Below are 17,545 nucleotides of genomic sequence, written 5' to 3' on the forward strand. Positions count from 1 at the left end.
ATTTGTTTCTCTTACAAAAGTGTAATTTTTCTGTAAGCTAATTCGATAGTGACTTTCCGCAACATTTCATACAATTAAGTCAGAAACAAGGTAACAACTATTCGAAAAGGAGCGGATTAATATGATGAACAAAATGAAAACGAACAATTTCTTACATACAATGGGCATGGTATTTTCCGCTCTTATCGACGCAAAAGCTGTTGCTTCTACATTAAACAAGTAAGGAGAATATATTATGAATAACATCACTTTTAACAAATTAGATTTTTTAGGACTAGCTAGTGGCTCGCTTCTTCTTACTGCTTTTATTTACGCCGCTACGCTTGTATAACTTTGTGTCCCCTTTCCCCTTTATTATAAATAGTAATAGAAAAGACGACCGTCTATGCCCGGTCGTCTTTTCTTATTTTTGATTTGATTGCAAAGCTTCTTTTAACTCCTCAAACTTCTCATTTAATTGATCTGTCATCATTTTCATAGCGGTTTTTCGATCTATTTGTTCTCCAGCCTCAATTTGAATCGGATCTCCAAAAATCAATTTTGCCTTTTTCCCCTTTATTAATTCTTTTACACTTGATGGACCAACATAAGCTGCCGGCACTAAAGGTACATTAGAACGCATCGCAATTGTCACAGCACCCGCTTTTAATGAAACATCTTCCGCTGATCTCGTTCCACTCGGAAAAATCCCTACTACCTTTCCTTCTTTTAATAAACGTGATGGAATTTTAAGTGTACTCGGTCCCGGATTCGCGCGATCTACAGGGAATGCATTTACATTTTTAAAGAACCAATTTTTGAATTTCCCTTCAAATAATTCTTTTTTTGCCATGTAATGAATTTGAGTTGGGTACATCCCTGTAGCTAACATTAATACATCCATAAAACTTGTATGTGTACACGCAACAACATACGGACCACCTTCTGGTAGCTTTTCTCTTCCTTTCACTTCTACTTTCCCAGCTGTTTTAAATATATATTTCAACAAAAATGTAATTGGTTTATACATTTATTTCGTTCCTTTCTAAACATCCGAAGTATAATCATATTCTTACAACAATTATAACACTAAGTTTTAGGAGTTGGTAATAAAAATAAGTATGAATTGTTAAATTTCAATTCTTACAAAAGTGTAATTTTCTTGTAAGCTAATTCGATAGTTACTTCTTACTATATTTCATACAATTAAGTCAGAAACAGGGCAACAATTATTCGAAAAGGAGTCGATTAATATGATGAACAAAATGAAAACGAACAATTTCTTACATACAATGGGCATGGTATTATCGGCTCTTTTCGATGCAAAAGCTGTTGCTTCTACATTAAACAAGTAAGGAGAATGTATTATGAATAACATCACTTTTAACAAATTAGACTTTTTAGGGTTAGCTAGCGGCTCTCTTCTTCTTACTGCTTTTATTTACGCTGCTACGCTTGTATAACTTTGTGTCCCCTTTCCCCTTTATATAGAAAAAGACGACCGTCTATGCCCGGTCGTCTTTTTAATTTTTTCTTTCTTTCAACTCTTTTAAAAGCTGTATCAGCTCAGCTTGTTGTTTTATCTTTTTACGACCATTTCGATTAATTGCTGCAAGCTCACAGGCAACTCCGACGGCGAAGAAAAACAATAAACTTTCTAACATGTGAAATCCTCCATTTGCCTATTAAACAGCTTGACGTAATTGTTCTTCTTGTAAAACTCTATTATTTATATTTTCTTCTTTTCTCTGGCAAACGTTATTGCGAATAAGTGCTGCAATAACAAGTACAGTCCCTATAATATCAAACATTGTGATTTGATACCCTTGCATCATCATAATAGCTAAAGTCGTAATTGGTACAAAATTAATAAATAAAATCCCATTAATGGATGATAAAATTTTCACACCGTAGTTCCAAGCAAGTAGCGCTACAATACCTGGCAATGTCATCATAAATAACAAATCATATTTTACAATAGAAATCGTTCCCATACTAGGAACTGAAACATATCCAAGCCACGTAATAATTACCGTTATAATTCCTGTAACAGTCGTACCGAATACACACGTCAACGTAGAATAACGTAATGTTGACCAATCACTACACGTTTGACCACCCATCGTATAAATAACCCAGCCTATAACACCAATAAATATAAATGCTAATGGGAACATATTATCTTTCAATGTTACAAAGAAACTCATGTCACCTTTTGTAATAACAAACACAGCTCCTACAAAAGCAATAACCATACTCGTTATCGTATACTTCTTCGGTTTTATATGCTTATATCCCCATAAAATACAAATAGAAATCATCGGCATAAGTGCTTCCATAATGGAAGCTACCATTACACCCGACTTACCCATCAACATTTGCCCTAAAAATATGAGGACATTATATACTGTAAATGCCATCGTTCCAAAAAAGACGAGTAACTTTCCTCTTCCCTCTAAACGAAATGCCTGTTTTCCTTCTTTCACTAACAACAATACAATCAGCATTATCGCCACTGCTCCATAGCGAATAAGCGAAAAATAAAATGGATCTATGTATTCTAGCGCATGATCAGCAACTGGAAACATCGCTCCCCATGACATACTCGCAATTAAACACGCTACAGCCCCTATTATCATTTGACCTCTTCTCACCGCAATCCCCCGTTTCTTTCTATTTGCACAAAGAGAATTGTAAAAGAAAAAATATATCACGTAAAATGATTCAAAATGATGTTAACTATCATTTATAATGATAGTTAACATCAAGGGGGATTACAAAATGGAATTACGAGACTTACAAATCTTTAAAAGCGTTGCCGATCAGGGTAGTGTAAGTAGCGCAGCAAAGGAATTAAATTATGTACAATCAAATGTAACTGCACGTATTAAACAACTAGAAAACGAATTAAAAACCCCACTCTTTTACCGCCATAAACGAGGAATGACTTTAACAGCTGAAGGAAGAAAAATGCTCGTTTATGTTAGTAAAATTTTGCAAGATGTCGACGAACTAAAACAAGTATTTTTAGATAGCGAAACACCCTCCGGTATATTGAAAATCGGTACAGTCGAAACAGTAAGTACACTGCCTACCATTTTATCTTCTTACTATAAAAGCTATCCAAATGTCGATTTATCATTACAAGCGGGTCTAACAGAAGAATTAATTAAAGAAGTACTTGATCATCAATTGGATGGCGCCTTTATATCAGGTCCTATTAAACATCCACTAATCGAACAATACGATGTTAGTACAGAGAAATTAATGCTTATAACACAAAATAAAGCCTTTCATATAGAAGAATTTACAACAACTCCTCTACTCGTTTTTAACCAAGGATGTGGATACCGCTCCAAACTAGAACGTTGGCTTAAAGATGAAGGTTTGCTACCAAAAAGAATTATGGAATTCAATATATTAGAGACAATATTAAACAGCGTTGCACTCGGCCTCGGAATTACACTCGTACCACAGTCTGCTGTCCATCATCTTTCTAAAGCAGGTAAGGTACATTGTCATGCAATCCCTGAAAAATACGGCAGTATTTCAACGGTTTTCATACGCCGTAAAGATAGCTATATGACGAATTCAATGCGTAGTTTTTTAAAAACAATTGAAGACCATCATCATATCAATATGCTGTGAAAGACATTCTTACATGAATGTCTTTTTTTCTTACAAAAGTGTAAGTCTTTCGTAAGCTAATTCGATAGTTGCAAGTAGCCATATTTCCTATAATTAAGACATAAGCAGGGCAACAACAATTCGAAAAGGAGCGGATACGCATGATGAACAATATGAAATCAAATAAATTTTTAAATACAATGGGCATGGTGCTATCCGCACTTGTCGATGCAAAAGCTGTTGCAACTACATTAAACAAATAAGGAGAGTTTATAATGAACAACATTACTTTCAACAAATCAGACTTTATCGGACTTGCAAGTGGAGCTACTCTTCTTACGGCTTTCATTTATACACTTGCTCAAGGTCTTGTTTAACACTTTGTTTCCCCAACCCCCTTTATATATAGAAAAAGCTGCTCGTCTTATAGACAAGCAGCTTTTTAGTTTGTTTCATATACAATTTGACCTGTTTTCGTAATATCATATCCGCCAATCGCATTTAATTCATTATGAAATTCTTCCGATTGCAGAATGTCTTTCACAACTTCAATCAACTCTTCATTTTCTTTATTCTTCAAAATTACTAAATCATACTGTTCTTTCATGATTGGAATAAAGTCCACATTTACAATTTGCGAAAACTTTTCTGAACCTACTCCTACATCAGCTTTTCCATTTGCAACTTGCGTGGCAACACCAAGATGATTCGATTCTTCCCATTCATATCCACTAATATCAGCTTTATTTAATTTTTGGATTCGTAATTGTTCATCGACTAACACTCTAATACCAGAACCCTTTTCTCGATTCACAAACTTTATAGTGGACCCGGATATGTCAGCCCATGCCTTTATTCTCTTCGGATTTCCTTTTCGGACATAAAATCCTACATTTCTGGACAATAAATTAATCATAATGCATGGCTGTCCTACTAAAATGCGTTTTACGTAAGGAACATTATATGTACCAGTTTCACCATCAAACAAATGCAAACTAACGATACTTCCTTCTCCTTGATACATTTTCACTAAACTCGTTAAGCTACCTTGATACGCCCTTAAAACATTAGAACTTGGCAAACGATTTTCTATACGTTTAGCTAACATATCTAACGTTAGTTCTTGACCACTAATAATACACGTGTTCAAGATACTACTACCATCGTTTTTTACAGGAGTAACTTGTACCTTTCCTGTTTTCATTTGTTTTATATATTGATCTAAATCTGCTGCATCAATGCGCATCTGTCTACCAACTCTATAAGAAGGAAGTTCTCCTTTTTTAATTAAGTCGTATACAGTTAATTTTGATACTTTTAATCGCTTTGCTACTTCTTCCGTTGTGTAGGAATGATGATCCATAGACGATTCCTCACTTTCTCCTTTCATTGTAACAAAGAAAAGAATATTTCTCCTATTTTTTAAAAATAGATATATGTTCAAATTACATTCAATTATAACTAGTTATATTTAGATATAATTAGTTATAATTAGATGTATCAAAATGAAAGGGGATTTTTTTATGAATAAATTTACATTACGTTCCATCGGGGCACTTATACTTTCTTTCCTTCTTATATTTAGTGCTGCTTGTACAAGTGGGGAAAAGCATACAAAGTCAGCTGCTAAAGAGGATAAAACAGTTGAACTGACTATCTCAGCTGCTGCAAGCTTACAAGATGCATTAAAAGAAATCGAAAAACAATATAAAGAAAAAGAGCCAAATATCAAACTTTCTTTTAACTTCGGTGCTTCTGGAGCACTTCAACAACAAATTGAACAAGGTGCACCTGCTGATTTATTCTTCTCTGCAGCAGAAGATAAATTCCAAACCCTTGTAAAAAAAGGATTCATTAGTGAAAAAGAAGGGAAAAATCTTCTTGGAAATGAACTAGTTCTAGTCATCCCTAAAGATAGTTCACTTACAAAATTTCAAGATTTAAAAGATGAGAAAATCAAAAAAATTGCACTTGGTACACCTGAATCTGTACCTGCTGGCAAATATGCAAAGGCTTCTCTAACACACGAAAACCTTTGGAATGATGTTCAAAATAAAGTCGTATTTACAAAAGATGTTCGCCAAGTGTTAACATATGTAGAAACAGGGAATGTCGATGCTGGCATCGTATACAAAACAGATGCTCTCATTTCGGATAAAGTAAAGATTGGTGAGACAGCAGCAGCTACTTCTCATGAGCCAATCCACTATCCTTTAGGTGTTATAAAGGAATCTAAACATAAGAAAGAGGCGACTTCATTTTATGAGTATTTGCAGTCAAAAGATGCACAATCTATCTTTAAGAAATATGGATTTACAGTTCTGTCGTAATTACTATGAGCATTGATGCTATTTTATCGCCTGTCTTTCTATCTTTAAGAGTAGCTGCGTGCGCCACTATTCTCGTTACAATTTTAGGGACAATTGTCGGGCGAGCACTAGCTCGCTCCTCATGGCGATATAAAGTACTATTAGAAACCATATTTTTATTACCAATGGTACTTCCACCAACTGTTATCGGCTTCTTTCTCATTATCATCTTTGGAAACAACAGCCCGATCGGAAAGTGGGTTGAATCATTATTTCAGCAGTCTATTATGTTCACATCTACTGCTGCGATTATCGCTTCTACAGTTGTTGCATTTCCGCTTATGTACCAATCAGCGAAAACGGGATTTTCTATCGCAAATGTACAAATTGAAGAAAGTGCTCGTGACCTTGGCGCAAGTGAATATCAAGTTTTTCTGCACGTTACACTTCCACTCGCATTTCCTGCCTTATTAAGCGGGATGATTTTGAGCTTTGTCCGCGCGCTCGGTGAGTTTGGTGCTACACTCATGTTTGCCGGGAACATTCCTGGCAAAACACAGACAATCCCAACTGCAATTTACATGGCTATTGATGCAAGTAATATGCAACTCGCCTGGACACTTGTAGTTATTACTATCGGTATGTCACTCGTATTTCTACTATGTATTCAACTTATTAATAAAAGAATCACTAACTCTTAAAGCAGCTTTTGTCGAAGCTGCTTCTTTATTTCTTAGGAAATAAAATATACCAATGGGAAATAACTGAATTTTACCTCTTATTTAAATATACATTTTATTTGAATTCACTTTCTAAAATAGGCAATTTCCTGTTATTATATGGAGGTGTTTCAAAAAATGAAGAAATGAAAACGCATTTATATTGTGAATTCTTCATCCTGTTTTAGCGATCGGTAATCTTCTACTCTATTAGTGGGGCATTACCGATCGTTAGAACGATATGTAACTATATTGGTATAGCAAACCGAAGGGAGTCTTGTAATGGACATTTTATTAGCGCTTCTTCCTGCAATTGCATGGGGAAACATCTTATTAGTAAGCGTAAAAATGGGCGGTGGTGCATATAGCCAAACGGTAGGTATGACAATCGGTGCTCTATTCTTCGCAACAATTATGTATGTATTTACTCAACCAGCTTTAACAATGACAATCTTAATTGTTGGTTTTATTTCAGGTTTATTCTGGGCTTTAGGACAAGTAAACCAATTAAAAACAGTTGAAAAACTAGGTGTTTCAACTACTGTAACGATTTCTACTGGTATGCAACTTGTTGCAACTTCTATCTTTGGGGTTATCGCTTTCCGTGAGTGGACTACTACTACAACGATCATTCTGGGAACGATTGCAATCCTATTAATTGTAGTTGGTGTTGTATTCACATCATTAGATGATAAAGAAAATGCTCAGCCACCTGGACAATTGAAAAAAGGACTTCTTACTTTAATTGTTTCTACTTTCGGCTATCTTGTATATGTAATTATTATTCGTTGGTATAATATTGATGGTTGGTCTGCTATTTTACCACAAGCAGTTGGTATGTTTGTTGGTGCGGTTGTACTGACGTCTAAACATAAACCGTTTAACAAATATGCAATCCGTAATGCTTTGTCTGGTTTACTATGGGGAACTGGAAACTTATTCTTACTTCTTTCATTACCACGTGTTGGAGTAGCAACAAGCTTCCCATTATCTCAAACTGGAATCGTTATCTCAACATTCGGTGCGATTGTATTCTTAGGTGAAAAGAAAACAAAACGTCAATTGATCTTTATTGCACTAGGTAGTGTTTTAATTATCGGCGGCGCTGTATTACTTGGTATGACAAAAGCATAATCTTATATTCTATTAGTAAACCCCTGAAGCATATATGCTTCAGGGGTTTTTCAATTCTAATTATTTTCTAGATATAATTATTTGTATGTTCTTGCCCCTTATAATTGCTCTTCCACTCTAGCAAACCAGCTACACATATAAAGAGATTAATAACAGTTAATATTAGCATGAATTTCCGCCTTCTCATTATCCATTCCATCTACGATAAGTCTTTTCTTTTTACAACATTCTCTTAAAGATGATATCGTTTTTATAACATATCTCTACTAGAAAGGAATAAAGAATATGCTAACTAAACATCGAATTTTATTTATTGGTGCCGGTCGTATGGCAGAAGCTATATTTTCCGGATTACTTAAAACAAGCAAAGAGTACATCGAAGAAATTATCGTCTCTAACCGAAGCAACGTAGAAAAGCTAAAACAGTTACAACATCGATATAATGTGTCTACTGCAACAGATTGGAAACAGCATGTTACATCTGTTGATACGGTTGTTTTAGCAATGCCACCTTCTGCTCATGAAGAGTTATTAGCTGAGCTATCTCCGTTAATATCAAATCAACTAGTCGTAACAGTCGCAGCCGGCATTGGACCATCTTATTTAGAAGCTAGACTCCCAAAGGGCACGCCTGTTGCTTGGATTATGCCTAATACAGCTGCTGAAATTGGAAAATCTATCTCCTTATATACAATGGGACAATCAGTAAACGAGATGCATCAAGAAACCCTGCAACTGCTTTTAAAAGGTATTGGTACTTCGCAACTTTGTACTGAGGAAGAAGTTCATCAGCTTACTGCAGTTACTGGAAGTGCACCAGCCTTCCTTTATTACTTTGCTGAAAGCTTAATTGAAACAACAAAAAGTTATGGAGTCGATGAAAAAACCGCAAAACATCTTGTCATTCAAATGATTTCTGGCTCTGCTTCTATGCTCGAACAAACGCAAAATCCAGCTAACCTCCGCGAACAAGTAACAACGCCAGGTGGTTCCACAGCTGAGGGTCTCAAAACTTTATACGAATATAATTTTTCAGAGGCAATTCAAAAAGCAGTAGAAGCAACAAACAAAAAAGCTAGGGGGAAATAATATGATTTTAACAAGTTTAAAAGACTATACAACATTACATAACGGTGTAAAAATGCCTTGGTTTGGTTTAGGTGTTTTTAAAGTAGAAGATGGTTCAGAAGTAATTGATTCTGTAAAAGCAGCAATTAAAAATGGCTACCGCAGCATCGATACTGCAGCAATCTATCAAAATGAAGAAGGCGTTGGACAAGCGATTCGTGAATCCGGTGTTTCACGCGAAGAATTATTTATTACCTCAAAAGTATGGAATAACGATCAAGGATATGAAACAACACTTCAAGCATTTGAAACTACATTAGAGAAATTAGGTCTAGAATATTTAGATTTATATTTAGTACATTGGCCTGTAAAAGGGAAATATACCGAATCATGGAAAGCATTAGAAAAACTTTATAAAGATGGCCGTGTTCGCGCTATCGGTGTGAGTAATTTCCACATTCACCACTTACAAGACGTGTTTGAAATTGCTGAAATTAAGCCAATGGTCAACCAAGTGGAATACCACCCACGTTTAGCACAAGAAGAGTTACATGCATTCTGTAAAGAACATAATATCCAGCTTGAAGCTTGGTCACCATTAATGCAAGGACAACTACTAGATAATCCAACGTTACAAGAAATTGCGACAAAATATAATAAATCAACTGCGCAAATTATTTTACGCTGGGATTTACAAAACGAAGTTGTAACAATTCCCAAATCAATTAAAGAACATCGCATTATTGAAAATGCAAACATCTTCGACTTTGAATTAAGTGCTGATGATATGAAATCAATTCAAGCTTTAAATGAAGATCGTCGCGTTGGTCCAGATCCAGATAACTTTAACTTCTAGTAGAAAAACCACTGCCCTATGCAGTGGTTTTTCCGTTTAATAAAACTGAAAATTTAAACTATATTTCATTTAGTTGACACTTCATTATTCAAGGTGTAAGATTTTGAATTATCAAAGAAACACAAAAATTAATAAAATTTATTCGTTTACTCATTGTATCAAGAGAGGTGGAGGGACTGGCCCATTGAAACCTCGGCAACAGGTTCATTTTGAATACTGTGCCACTTCCTGCAAGCTTTATGCTTGAAAGATAGAATGAGGGACTTCGTTTATATACGGGTGCATAACTTGTACGTAAAAATCCCTCTTTCTCAATATGAAAAGAGGGATTTTTTATTTTTCATTTCCCTCATCATCATCCAAACTTAATTATTTAGGAGGAAAATCAAATGAAAAAGAAGTTTGTACCCGGTATTGCATCAGTTGTAGGAGTAAGTATTTTATTAACTGGTTGCGGTAGTTATAAAAACGAAGCAAGCGGAGCAAATGCAAAAGACGAGGCACCTAGTAAACAGGTTTTAAACTTATCTTCACCTACTGAAATACGAACAATGGATACGGCTCGTGCTACAGATACTGATTCTGGTCAAGTAATGAGAAACGTATTTGAAGGTTTGTATAATCTTGGTGAAGGTAACAAACCTGTTCCTGGTGTTGCAAAATCTCATGAAGTAAGTGGCGATAAAACGAAATACACATTCCATTTGCGAGATTCAAAATGGTCAAACGGCACTCCTGTTACAGCTAAAGATTTTGTGTTCGCTTGGCAAAGAGCCGTAGATCCAGCAACAGCCTCTGAATATGCATTTCTATTCTTTGATATTAAAAACGCAACAAAAATTAACAACAAAGAACTTCCAGCCGACCAACTTGGTGTAAAAGCAGTTGATGACCATACGTTTGAGGTAGAATTGGAGCGTCCTGTTCCGTATTTTATTAGCTTAACAGCGTTCCCAACATTTCTACCAATTAACGAGGAATTCTTTAAAGCACAAGGTGATAAGTACGCTTTAGAAGATAATACAATCTTGTACAACGGAGCTTTTACACTAAGCGATTGGAAGCACGAACAAAGCTTTAAATTCAAGAAAAACCCTACCTATTGGGATAAAGATACTGTCAAACTAGAAGAAATCAATTTTAACGTCGTAAAAGAAAAATCAACAGAAGTAAATTTATTCGAGTCAAAACAATTAGATCGTATAAAACTAACATCTGACTTCGTCGATAAATATAAAAAGGATGCTAACTTTAAAGAACGTCCAAACGTAGGCGTACAATTTTTACGTATGAATCAACAAAACAAAGTGCTTCAAAGCGTTTCTGCACGCCAAGCAATTGATCAAACAATTGATAGAAAATCCTTTGTAAATACGTTATTAAATGATGGATCTACACCAACATTTGGTCTCGTTCCAAAAAACTTTGCAAAAGGACCTGAAGGAAAAGACTTCCGTACTGCAAATGGCGATTTAACAAAAGTTGATACAAAATCTGCACAAGAGTTATGGAAAAAAGCTAAACAAGAGCTTGGTTCTGAAAAGATAACATTAGAATTATTAACGAGTGATGCTGACCTTGATAAGAAAACTGGTGAATTCTTAAAAGGACAACTAGAAAAGAATCTAGATGGATTAACAGTAAATATAAAACCGCAACCGCGTAAGCAACAAGTTTCGCTTTTATTAAAAGGTGACTACGAAATCGGAATCGATGGCTGGAGCCCTGACTTTGCGGATCCAATTACATTCCTTGAGCTATTTACAACGAATAACCCTTATAACTTAGATCATTACTCTAATAAGGAATTCGATAAAACAATAGCAAAAGTGAAAACAACTTTAGCTGGTGATGAAAAAGCTCGCTGGGAAGCATTACTAGCATCCGAGAAAATATTATTTAAAGACTCTGTTATCGCTCCTCTTTACCAAAAAGGCGAATCTTATTTAGAACGTTCTTATGTGAAAGGAATTGTGCAAGTAGACTTTGCAGGGCAATTAAACTTCAAGTGGGCAAAAATTGAAAAATAAAGTGAAACTTTAATAAGTGGGGGTTTCTTCATCCCCACTTATTATTAGCCCACACCAATTGTTTTTTTAGCAAAATATATTAAAAATAGGTTCTCTCACACATGAGAATCCGCTTTTTCAATATATTATTCTAAGAAATTAACAATCTATTTTTATTATTGACATATAGTTCTTTCCAGTGTTAATATTCTAAATAATCAAAGAAACGAAATATTTCACCATCAAAATATAATGTCTACTACGTTGAAACATATAACGATAGATTATAGATCAACATGTATATACATATAGAACACCTGATTACCTATAAACAAATATTTATAATAGGTTTTATCTCCTTCTATAGCTACTTCAAGACATGGACATTATGACGTTACGAACAACACATTTAGGGAGGAACGAACAATGAAGAAAAAAGTTATACCTGTTGTTGCATCTGTTTTAGGGGCAAGTCTATTACTAACTGCTTGCGGGGGAAATAAGGATAATGCAAGCGGAGCGAAAGCAAACGATAAAGCACCTGATAAACAGGCAATTAACTTATCATTCGCTTCAGAAATTCCAACAATGGATGTTGCAAAAGCAACGGATGGGGAATCCATGAACGTAATGCGCAATGTTTTTGAAGGGTTATATGCAATGGGAGAAGATAATAAACCGGTTCCTGGTGTCGCTGAGTCGGTTGACATTAGTCCCGATAAAACAAAATATACATTCCATCTGCGTGATTCAAAATGGTCAAACGGTACTCCTGTTACAGCAAAGGACTTTGCCTTCGCTTGGCAACGTGCCGTAAATCCTGATACAGCAGCTGAATACGCATTCTTATTCTTCGATATAAAGAATGCGAAACAAATAAACCAAAAACAATTGCCAATTGATCAACTAGGGGTCAAAGCTGTTGATGACAAAACGTTAGAAGTACAACTAGACCGTCCTGTTCCCTACTTCTTAAGCTTAACAACATTCTCAACATTCTTACCAATTAATGAAGAGTACTTAAAGTCTCAAGGCGATAAATATGGTTTAGAAACAAATCATTTAATTTACAACGGTGCTTTCACATTAGAGAACTGGAAACATGAACAAAGCTTCCAATTGAAGAAAAACCTTAACTATTGGGATGCTAAAACTGTAAAACTAGAAGAAATCAACTTCAATGTCGTTAAAGATAAGTCTACAGAAGTGAACTTATATGATTCAGGACAAATTGATCGTGTTGCTTTAACTGCAGAGTTTGTTGATAAATATAAGAACGATCCAAACTTCAAAGAACGCGCTGAAGTCGGCATTCAATTCTTACGACTAAATCAGAAAAATGAAACATTAAAAAATCAACATGCACGCCTTGCTATTAACGGCGCAATGAATAAAAAAGCTTACGTAGAAACAATCTTAAATAACGGCGCGGTTCCAGCTGAAGGAATGGTTCCTGCGAAATTCGCAAAGAGCCCAGAAGGCAACGACTTCCGTAAAGAAAATGGAAATCTAGTCAAGGATGATGTGAAAACAGCGAAAGAAAACTGGAAAAAAGCAAAACAAGAACTTGGTACTGACAAAGTAACAATCGAACTATTAACAAGTGACAATGCTTTAGCTAAAAAGACTGGTGAATATTTAAAAGGTGAATTAGAAAAGAACTTAGACGGATTAACAGTGAATTTAAAACCACAACCACGTAAACAACAGCTAAAACTACTATTAAGTGGTGACTATGAAATTGGTATTGACGGCTGGGGCCCTGACTTCGCTGATCCAATTACATTCTTAGATCTATTTACAACAGATAGTGCTTATAACTTCGACAAATACTCTAACAAAGAGTACGATGAGCTAATTCATAAAGTAAAAACAGATTTAGCTGGCGATGAAAAAGCACGCTTTGAAGCAATGAAGCAAGCTGAAAAAATTCTATTACAAGACGGCGCTGTCGCTCCTTTATACCAACAAGGTCGTTCTTACTTACAACGCTCTTTCATTAAAGGACTTGTAACAACTGACTTCGGTGGTGAATTTAACTACAAGTGGACAGAAGTTGCAAAGTAACAAAAGTAAAAGGTATCCCACGAAGGATACCTTTTTACTTTTATACAACTTTAACTACAGAGCTTCCTCTTCCCTTTGCCATTCCTTTTATAGCTAAAATCATACCTGCTACTAATTGTATAACCAATACAATAACTAATAATGAAATAATATTTCTTTCTAAACTAACTCCTCCAAATATTATTGTATAATAGCCATTTCCTGCATATATTGCAGGAAATAATTCACTGATTGTTTGGTATGTTTTAGAAAGCATTTCATGTGGTACAATTACACCCAAACTTACAAGTTGTAACGATAGTGAGATGATATTGAAAATCATACCTGCATCTCCAAAAACAGTTACAACCATTTGTGTTAATGAAAGAAAGGCGAAGAAGACTATTGTCAATAATCCTCTTTTCCTTCTTTTTGCATTGAACCAAAACTCATCATACATATAAACACAAACATCAAATATGTTCTCCACGTCAAAGAAGGTATATGCCCTGACCAAAGATAGCTAACTAAATAATTAACTCCCATAATACAAGACGATATTACTAAACTAATACTTATTAGTTTTACATATTTGAGCATATCTTTTCTCCTTGTTTTTTATTTTTCTACTTCTTCAAATTGTAGATTCACCGGCTCTTCTAAAAGTGTTTCATAAAAGTTCTCTGCCAAATCTGTTGAAGGAATTTTTTCATCTACTTCATCAAATCGAATACTATCTAGCCACACACAACCTTCTCCTGATAATAAAACACCAAATGCAATACCAAGTGCTTCTTCTTTTATATCTAATACAACCGAGTACGATTGCCAGTTATTCGTATTTTTAATGGGGCGATTTTGCATATTATCCATAGCGAGCGGTTCTGTATCTTTTCCATCTACTCGCATCCACAATCCTGCCCAATCTCTTACATTTTCACTCTTAATAAATGCTGTAAAACGTAATCTCTTTCCTACATATTTATCCGCTCGGAACATTTGCATTAATGTTGAAAATCCTCCGTGCGTAACATTCTCTTTTGCTTTTATGTATGCAGATACTTTCCCCTGATGGACAACTTCATAATCTAAACCCATCTCATATTCAGCAGGATGACTTCCACTTAAGATCCATCCTTTCGGTATACCTTTTTGCATTGAAACACCCTCTCTTTCTATATAAAATGACTGAAAGTACTTTCGATATTTCTTTGGTGGCAATTGAAACATTCTTTTAAAAGCTCTCGTAAATGCCTCTTGTGAGGAAAAACCGTATTGCACTGCAATATCAATAACAGCTCTCTCCGTTGACACTAAAACTTGCGCAGCATGAGTTAACCTTCTCTTTCGAATATAATCTGTTACACTCATCCCAACATATCTTTGAAAGATGCGATGAAAATGGTACATCGATACTGCACTGTGAGATGCCACTCTTTCTGTTGTAAGCTCCTCATGTAAGTGATTCTCTATATATTCAATTGATTTTTTTATTATCTCTTTATATTCTTCATGCATTTTAGCCCCTCCTCACAACTTCAATTTACCATATACATACAAATCTTTTTTGATTTAAATTGCGGATTAGCCCTTGCAACTACAGAATAATAATTTATTTTCAACACATACATAATTACATGTTTTTGGGAAAAACTTGTATAGAACGAATTTACATAAGGAGGAATTTATAATGAGAATTCTACTATCAGTTTTATTAGCTCTTATGCTAGTACCTGCATTAACAGGATGTAAAGCTCCTGCAAAAGAAGACACAACTTCTAATAAAAAGACGACTGAAGAAGCAAAAAATGAGGCTCCTGCAGATTTAAAACTAAACTTCAATGAATTCGATTTAAAGGCAGACTACCAAGATACAAAGAAAGACTACGAAGCAGACTATAAAAATGTAGCAGCTGATAAGAAAATGGAAGCAAAAATTGAAGATCATAAAGCAGATGTAAAATTAACAGGAGACGAGGCTATCACAAAATTAAGCCCACTCTTACAAGAATTAAAATTTGATAAAAATACTGCTGACCAAGAAGTAATCGATCAAGTAGTGAACGTGTTCAAACTTGATAAAGACTATCAAAAATTTGATTTAGAAGTTGTCTTCTCTGATGGAACGAAAAAAGAATACAAAAGAGAAATAAAATAAAGAAGTAGGCGGTTGCCTACTTCTTTATTTTTTAATTTTTGCGTATCTTAATTCTGGACTAGAACCAATAATGAATTGGACACCAGATACTGATGATTTTTGTAAATATGAGGCACTTGGGAAAATAATTGGGATTAATGGTGAATCTGTAAACATAATATCTTCCGCTTTATGTAATAATTCAAAGCGCTTATCCTCGTTTTGTTCAACTTTTGCTTCTTTTATTAAAGCGTCAAATTCTTTATTATGCCACTTTGCATAGTTATTCGGACCATCACCTGCATATAAATCTAGTTTAGTAATTGGATCTAATAAAGAGCCGCCCCATCCCATATAAGCTAATTGGAAATCACTTTGCTTGTATGTGTCGATGTAACTCTTCCACTCTTTATTTTCTAATTTAATATCTACGCCAAGATTTTTCTTAAACATTTCTTGCATTGCTTCTGCTACTTTTTTATGTTGTGTATCTGTAGTGAATTTTAATGTTACTTCAGGTAATGTAGACCAGCCTTGTTCTTTCATGCCTTCTTCTAATAACTTTTTCGCTTCTGCTGGATCAAATTTAACGTAATCACCTTTTTCTTTACGGAAATCACGGCCACTTTGTGTTTTTGCTCCTTCTGGAACGAATGCATATGCTTCTTGCGCATTATTTTTATACAATTTTTCAACGATAAATTTACGATCAACCGCTAATGAAAATGCTTTACGTACCTTCGCATTTGTAAACGGCTCTTTTTCTACGTTAAACGAATAAATATACGAAGAGAAACCTGCAACACGCTTATATTCTTTATTTCCTTTTTCTTTTTCGATCATCTCTTGTGGTAAACCACTTAGTAAATCTAATTCTTTGGATTTAAATAATTGATACGCTGTTTTAGAGTCTGGAATAATACGAAACTCAATTTCTTTTAGAGTTACCTTTTTATCATAGAATTCTTTATTTTTTTGTACTGTAATAGCCTGGTTATGCTTCCACTCTTTTAACGTGAATGGCCCATTCGTAATTAACTCTTTTGGATCTGTTTTTAATTTATTATTATCATCAATCGACTTTTTAGCTAATGGAATAGATAGTGAGCTTGCTAGTTTTTGTTTAATAGAAGCAACTGGGTGTTCAAGGGTTACCTTTAATGTTTGAGGATCAACAACTTGAATACCAACTTGCCCCTCTTCACCTTTCCCAGTATTATACGCCTCTGCCCCTTTAATAAAATACATTTCTGTCGCATTCATAGAACCCGTTTTTGGATTTAATAATCGCTTCCATGCAAATTCAAAATCATTTGCTGTAATAGGCGAACCATCTGACCATTTAATATCTTTCTTCAAATGAATTGTATATTCAGTTCCATCAGCATTTACTTCTTCTTTCTCCGCTAATTCATTTTGATATTTCCCATCACTATCTTGCGTATATAAACTTGAAAACAACTGCCCAATTATATAACCTGACGTGCTATCTGTTGCAATAGCAGAATCAAGTGTATATGGATCACTACTAATATTCGTTACTAATCGATCGCCTTCTCCCTTACCAGCACTCGCCTTTGGCGTTTCTTTCTTACCGCAAGCAACAGAAGTAATTGCTAAAACAGTCATAATGACAAACAGTAAAAACTTCTTCATCCTAC

20 protein-coding genes and 1 riboswitch are annotated in these 17,545 nt (G+C 34.8%); of the genes, 12 read left to right on the forward strand and 8 right to left on the reverse strand.

The genetic code is table 11. The annotated features are described in order from the left end of the window. Nucleotides 1-235 precede the first annotated feature (235 nt). Entirely contained in the window at nucleotides 236-331 is a 96-nt protein-coding gene (locus HFD78_RS25430) for a DUF3948 family protein (protein WP_001060007.1), read from the forward strand. A gap of 72 nt (nucleotides 332-403) precedes the next feature. Here the strand turns inward: HFD78_RS25430 and HFD78_RS25435 are convergent, their stop codons facing one another. Then, entirely contained in the window at nucleotides 404-1,009 is a 606-nt protein-coding gene (locus HFD78_RS25435) for a lysophospholipid acyltransferase family protein (protein ID WP_000277768.1), read from the reverse strand. Nucleotides 1,010-1,346: 337 nt separating this feature from the next. Between HFD78_RS25435 and HFD78_RS25440 the strand changes: the two genes are divergently transcribed. After that, nucleotides 1,347-1,442 carry a DUF3948 family protein gene (locus HFD78_RS25440; protein WP_001060007.1) on the forward strand — a complete coding sequence of 32 codons (96 nt, stop codon included), beginning with the start codon at nucleotides 1,347-1,349 and terminating at the stop codon, nucleotides 1,440-1,442. Nucleotides 1,443-1,502: 60 nt separating this feature from the next. Here the strand turns inward: HFD78_RS25440 and HFD78_RS25445 are convergent, their stop codons facing one another. Both HFD78_RS25445 and HFD78_RS25450 read right to left on the reverse strand, forming a co-directional pair. Continuing rightward, entirely contained in the window at nucleotides 1,503-1,643 is a 141-nt protein-coding gene (locus HFD78_RS25445) for a YrzO family protein (RefSeq protein WP_000894065.1), read from the reverse strand. A gap of 21 nt (nucleotides 1,644-1,664) precedes the next feature. Next, nucleotides 1,665-2,633, reverse strand: coding sequence for a DMT family transporter (locus tag HFD78_RS25450; RefSeq protein ID WP_033667865.1), 969 nt, complete (start codon nucleotides 2,631-2,633; stop codon nucleotides 1,665-1,667). A 127-nt stretch (nucleotides 2,634-2,760) separates the two neighbouring features. Between HFD78_RS25450 and HFD78_RS25455 the strand changes: the two genes are divergently transcribed. After that, the gene (locus HFD78_RS25455) at nucleotides 2,761-3,627 is read left to right on the forward strand and encodes a LysR family transcriptional regulator (protein ID WP_000423029.1); all 867 of its coding nucleotides are present in this window, start codon (nucleotides 2,761-2,763) and stop codon (nucleotides 3,625-3,627) included. A gap of 254 nt (nucleotides 3,628-3,881) precedes the next feature. Then, on the forward strand, nucleotides 3,882-3,983 hold the full coding sequence (locus tag HFD78_RS25460; RefSeq protein ID WP_001060018.1) for a DUF3948 family protein: 102 nt from the start codon (nucleotides 3,882-3,884) through the stop codon (nucleotides 3,981-3,983). 65 nt (nucleotides 3,984-4,048) lie between these two features. Here HFD78_RS25460 and HFD78_RS25465 read toward each other — a convergent pair whose 3' ends face one another. Further along, nucleotides 4,049-4,969 carry a substrate-binding domain-containing protein gene (locus HFD78_RS25465; RefSeq protein ID WP_033668232.1) on the reverse strand — a complete coding sequence of 307 codons (921 nt, stop codon included), beginning with the start codon at nucleotides 4,967-4,969 and terminating at the stop codon, nucleotides 4,049-4,051. Nucleotides 4,970-5,129: 160 nt separating this feature from the next. Between HFD78_RS25465 and modA the strand changes: the two genes are divergently transcribed. From modA to HFD78_RS25500, 7 genes are all read left to right on the forward strand, one after another. Next, a complete protein-coding gene (gene modA, locus HFD78_RS25470) occupies nucleotides 5,130-5,936 on the forward strand; it encodes a molybdate ABC transporter substrate-binding protein (protein ID WP_001032229.1) in 807 nt (268 codons plus the stop codon). A 5-nt stretch (nucleotides 5,937-5,941) separates the two neighbouring features. Beyond that, a complete protein-coding gene (gene modB, locus HFD78_RS25475; RefSeq protein ID WP_000020526.1) occupies nucleotides 5,942-6,616 on the forward strand; it encodes a molybdate ABC transporter permease subunit in 675 nt (224 codons plus the stop codon). Nucleotides 6,617-6,916: 300 nt separating this feature from the next. After that, nucleotides 6,917-7,768 (forward strand): GRP family sugar transporter, encoded by an 852-nt coding sequence (locus HFD78_RS25480; RefSeq protein ID WP_000353544.1) that lies wholly within the window; start codon nucleotides 6,917-6,919, stop codon nucleotides 7,766-7,768. 285 nt (nucleotides 7,769-8,053) lie between these two features. Then, nucleotides 8,054-8,857 carry a pyrroline-5-carboxylate reductase gene (gene proC / locus HFD78_RS25485; protein WP_000956279.1) on the forward strand — a complete coding sequence of 268 codons (804 nt, stop codon included), beginning with the start codon at nucleotides 8,054-8,056 and terminating at the stop codon, nucleotides 8,855-8,857. A 1-nt stretch (nucleotide 8,858) separates the two neighbouring features. After that, nucleotides 8,859-9,692 (forward strand): aldo/keto reductase, encoded by an 834-nt coding sequence (locus HFD78_RS25490; protein ID WP_000604192.1) that lies wholly within the window; start codon nucleotides 8,859-8,861, stop codon nucleotides 9,690-9,692. 152 nt (nucleotides 9,693-9,844) lie between these two features. Then, nucleotides 9,845-9,949, forward strand: a riboswitch (SAM riboswitch). A 132-nt stretch (nucleotides 9,950-10,081) separates the two neighbouring features. Beyond that, nucleotides 10,082-11,722 carry a peptide ABC transporter substrate-binding protein gene (locus tag HFD78_RS25495; RefSeq protein WP_098005952.1) on the forward strand — a complete coding sequence of 547 codons (1,641 nt, stop codon included), beginning with the start codon at nucleotides 10,082-10,084 and terminating at the stop codon, nucleotides 11,720-11,722. Nucleotides 11,723-12,127: 405 nt separating this feature from the next. After that, nucleotides 12,128-13,768, forward strand: a complete 1,641-nt coding sequence (locus HFD78_RS25500; protein WP_000730940.1) for a peptide ABC transporter substrate-binding protein — start codon at nucleotides 12,128-12,130, stop codon at nucleotides 13,766-13,768. 40 nt (nucleotides 13,769-13,808) lie between these two features. Here HFD78_RS25500 and HFD78_RS25505 read toward each other — a convergent pair whose 3' ends face one another. Genes HFD78_RS25505 through HFD78_RS25515 form a run of 3 tightly spaced genes read right to left on the reverse strand, consistent with a single transcriptional unit; the run spans nucleotide 13,809 to nucleotide 15,265 of the window. Beyond that, entirely contained in the window at nucleotides 13,809-14,159 is a 351-nt protein-coding gene (locus HFD78_RS25505; protein WP_000156942.1) for an ABC-2 transporter permease, read from the reverse strand. Next, the gene (locus tag HFD78_RS25510) at nucleotides 14,156-14,347 is read right to left on the reverse strand and encodes a hypothetical protein (RefSeq protein WP_000922552.1); all 192 of its coding nucleotides are present in this window, start codon (nucleotides 14,345-14,347) and stop codon (nucleotides 14,156-14,158) included. Before HFD78_RS25510 ends, HFD78_RS25505 begins: the two co-directional genes overlap by 4 nt. 18 nt (nucleotides 14,348-14,365) lie before the next feature. After that, the gene (locus HFD78_RS25515) at nucleotides 14,366-15,265 is read right to left on the reverse strand and encodes a helix-turn-helix transcriptional regulator (RefSeq protein ID WP_000544203.1); all 900 of its coding nucleotides are present in this window, start codon (nucleotides 15,263-15,265) and stop codon (nucleotides 14,366-14,368) included. A gap of 172 nt (nucleotides 15,266-15,437) precedes the next feature. Between HFD78_RS25515 and HFD78_RS25520 the strand changes: the two genes are divergently transcribed. Then, on the forward strand, nucleotides 15,438-15,905 hold the full coding sequence (locus HFD78_RS25520) for a YusW family protein (RefSeq protein WP_001221553.1): 468 nt from the start codon (nucleotides 15,438-15,440) through the stop codon (nucleotides 15,903-15,905). A gap of 24 nt (nucleotides 15,906-15,929) precedes the next feature. Here the strand turns inward: HFD78_RS25520 and HFD78_RS25525 are convergent, their stop codons facing one another. After that, entirely contained in the window at nucleotides 15,930-17,540 is a 1,611-nt protein-coding gene (locus HFD78_RS25525; protein ID WP_000714101.1) for a peptide ABC transporter substrate-binding protein, read from the reverse strand. Nucleotides 17,541-17,545: the final 5 nt, after the last annotated feature.

The sequence above is a fragment of the Bacillus sp. EKM501B genome (genome assembly GCF_011800505.1).
Classification (GTDB): Bacteria; Bacillota; Bacilli; order Bacillales; family Bacillaceae_G; genus Bacillus_A; species Bacillus_A cereus.

Bases quoted from the DNA above. Each gene is read 5' to 3' on its own strand.
- HFD78_RS25430 (WP_001060007.1), top strand. From the start codon at position 236: ATGAATAACATCACTTTTAACAAATTAGATTTTTTAGGACTAGCTAGT.
- HFD78_RS25435 (WP_000277768.1), bottom strand. From the start codon at position 1,009: ATGTATAAACCAATTACATTTTTGTTGAAATATATATTTAAAACAGCT.
- HFD78_RS25440 (WP_001060007.1), top strand. From the start codon at position 1,347: ATGAATAACATCACTTTTAACAAATTAGACTTTTTAGGGTTAGCTAGC.
- HFD78_RS25445 (WP_000894065.1), bottom strand. From the start codon at position 1,643: ATGTTAGAAAGTTTATTGTTTTTCTTCGCCGTCGGAGTTGCCTGTGAG.
- HFD78_RS25455 (WP_000423029.1), top strand. From the start codon at position 2,761: ATGGAATTACGAGACTTACAAATCTTTAAAAGCGTTGCCGATCAGGGT.
- HFD78_RS25460 (WP_001060018.1), top strand. From the start codon at position 3,882: ATGAACAACATTACTTTCAACAAATCAGACTTTATCGGACTTGCAAGT.
- HFD78_RS25465 (WP_033668232.1), bottom strand. From the start codon at position 4,969: ATGGATCATCATTCCTACACAACGGAAGAAGTAGCAAAGCGATTAAAA.
- modA (WP_001032229.1), top strand. From the start codon at position 5,130: ATGAATAAATTTACATTACGTTCCATCGGGGCACTTATACTTTCTTTC.
- modB (WP_000020526.1), top strand. From the start codon at position 5,942: ATGAGCATTGATGCTATTTTATCGCCTGTCTTTCTATCTTTAAGAGTA.
- HFD78_RS25480 (WP_000353544.1), top strand. From the start codon at position 6,917: ATGGACATTTTATTAGCGCTTCTTCCTGCAATTGCATGGGGAAACATC.
- proC (WP_000956279.1), top strand. From the start codon at position 8,054: ATGCTAACTAAACATCGAATTTTATTTATTGGTGCCGGTCGTATGGCA.
- HFD78_RS25490 (WP_000604192.1), top strand. From the start codon at position 8,859: ATGATTTTAACAAGTTTAAAAGACTATACAACATTACATAACGGTGTA.
- HFD78_RS25495 (WP_098005952.1), top strand. From the start codon at position 10,082: ATGAAAAAGAAGTTTGTACCCGGTATTGCATCAGTTGTAGGAGTAAGT.
- HFD78_RS25500 (WP_000730940.1), top strand. From the start codon at position 12,128: ATGAAGAAAAAAGTTATACCTGTTGTTGCATCTGTTTTAGGGGCAAGT.
- HFD78_RS25510 (WP_000922552.1), bottom strand. From the start codon at position 14,347: ATGCTCAAATATGTAAAACTAATAAGTATTAGTTTAGTAATATCGTCT.
- HFD78_RS25515 (WP_000544203.1), bottom strand. From the start codon at position 15,265: ATGCATGAAGAATATAAAGAGATAATAAAAAAATCAATTGAATATATA.
- HFD78_RS25520 (WP_001221553.1), top strand. From the start codon at position 15,438: ATGAGAATTCTACTATCAGTTTTATTAGCTCTTATGCTAGTACCTGCA.
- HFD78_RS25525 (WP_000714101.1), bottom strand. From the start codon at position 17,540: ATGAAGAAGTTTTTACTGTTTGTCATTATGACTGTTTTAGCAATTACT.